Origin of the sequence: Parafrankia irregularis (genome assembly GCF_001536285.1) — a bacterium.
GTDB classification, from domain to species: Bacteria; Actinomycetota; Actinomycetes; order Frankiales; family Frankiaceae; genus Parafrankia; species Parafrankia irregularis.
On the sequence record NZ_FAOZ01000080.1, the window covers coordinates 1 to 1,838 of the forward strand.

Consider the following 1,838-nt stretch of genomic DNA (forward strand, 5'->3'; position numbering starts at 1 on the left):
ATCAGACCCGACCCTCCGGTCGCAGCCCGAGAACCGCACAGTGGACGCAAAACAGCAGAATCATAAAGTAGTCAAGCCCTCGGCCTATTAGTACCGGTCAGCTCCATGCGTCACCGCACTTCCACCTCCGGCCTATCAACCCGATCATCTAGTCGGGGGCCTTACCAGGCTACCCTGTGGGAGACCTCATCTTGAAGCGAGCTTCCCGCTTAGATGCTTTCAGCGGTTATCCCTTCCGAACGTAGCCAACCAGCCATGCCCTTGGCAGAACAACTGGCACACCAGAGGTTCGTCCGTCCCGGTCCTCTCGTACTAGGGACAGCCCTTCTCAAGTCTCCTGCGCGCGCGGCGGATAGGGACCGAACTGTCTCACGACGTTCTAAACCCAGCTCGCGTACCGCTTTAATGGGCGAACAGCCCAACCCTTGGGACCTACTCCAGCCCCAGGATGCGACGAGCCGACATCGAGGTGCCAAACCTTGCCGTCGATATGGACTCTTGGGCAAGATCAGCCTGTTATCCCCGGGGTACCTTTTATCCGTTGAGCGACGGCGCTTCCACAAGCCACCGCCGGATCACTAGTCCCTGCTTTCGCACCTGCTCGACATGTCTGTCTCACAGTCAAGCTCCCTTGTGCACTTGCACTCAACACCTGATTGCCAACCAGGCTGAGGGAACCTTTGGGCGCCTCCGTTACCCTTTAGGAGGCAACCGCCCCAGTTAAACTACCCACCTGACACTGTCCCTGATCCGGATCACGGACCGAGGTTAGACATCCAGTACGACCAGAGTGGTATTTCAACAACGACTCCACCGGAACTGGCGTCCCAGCTTCACAGTCTCCCACCTATCCTACACAAACCGAACCGAACACCAATATCAAGCTGTAGTAAAGGTCCCGGGGTCTTTCCGTCCTGCCGCGCGTAACGAGCATCTTTACTCGTAGTGCAATTTCGCCGAGTCTGTGGTTGAGACAGTAGGAAAGTCGTTACGCCATTCGTGCAGGTCGGAACTTACCCGACAAGGAATTTCGCTACCTTAGGATGGTTATAGTTACCACCGCCGTTTACTGGCGCTTAAGTTCTGAGCTTCGCCCCGAAGAGCTAACCCGTCCCCTTAACGTTCCAGCACCGGGCAGGCGTCACTCCGTATACATCGTCTTACGACTTCGCACGGAGCTGTGTTTTTAGTAAACAGTCGCTTTCCCCTGGTCTCTGCGGCCCCTCCCCGCTTCGGAGGCAAAGCTCCTACACAGGAAGTGGCCCCCCTTCTCCCGAAGTTACGGGGGCATTTTGCCGAGTTCCTTAACCACAGTTCACTCGCACGCCTCGGTATTCTCTACCTGACCACCTGTGTCGGTTTAGGGTACGGGCGGCCCTGACACTCGCTAGAGGCTTTTCTCGGCAGCATGGAATCACCCACTTCGCCACAATCGGCTCGGCATCAGGTCTCAGGCACATGAAACGCGGATTTGCCTACGTCTCGCCCTACACCCTTGCCCCAGGAAAACCACCTCCTGGGTTGGACTATCCTCCTGCGTCACCCCATCGCTTGCCTACTACTGGCCAGGATCCCGACCAGCCCAAGCCCCACTCGAAAGCAGAACAAGAACCAGAACGGTTAGCACAACCAGGTTCAGCATGGGCGCGTCAGCGCCGGTACGGGAATATCAACCCGTTGTCCATCGACTACGCCTGTCGGCCTCGCCTTAGGTCCCGACTCACCCTGGGCGGAAAAGCCTGCCCCAGGAACCCTTGGTCATTCGGCGGACGGGATTCTCACCCGTCATTCGCTACTCATGCCTGCATTCTCACTCGTGTAGCGTCCACGACTGGGTC

At 57.5% G+C, this 1,838-nt stretch carries 1 rRNA gene; it reads right to left on the reverse strand.

What is annotated here, in order from left to right:
- Positions 1–67 precede the first annotated feature (67 nt).
- Positions 68–1,838, reverse strand: a 23S ribosomal RNA gene (locus AWX74_RS38740); the annotation flags it as partial.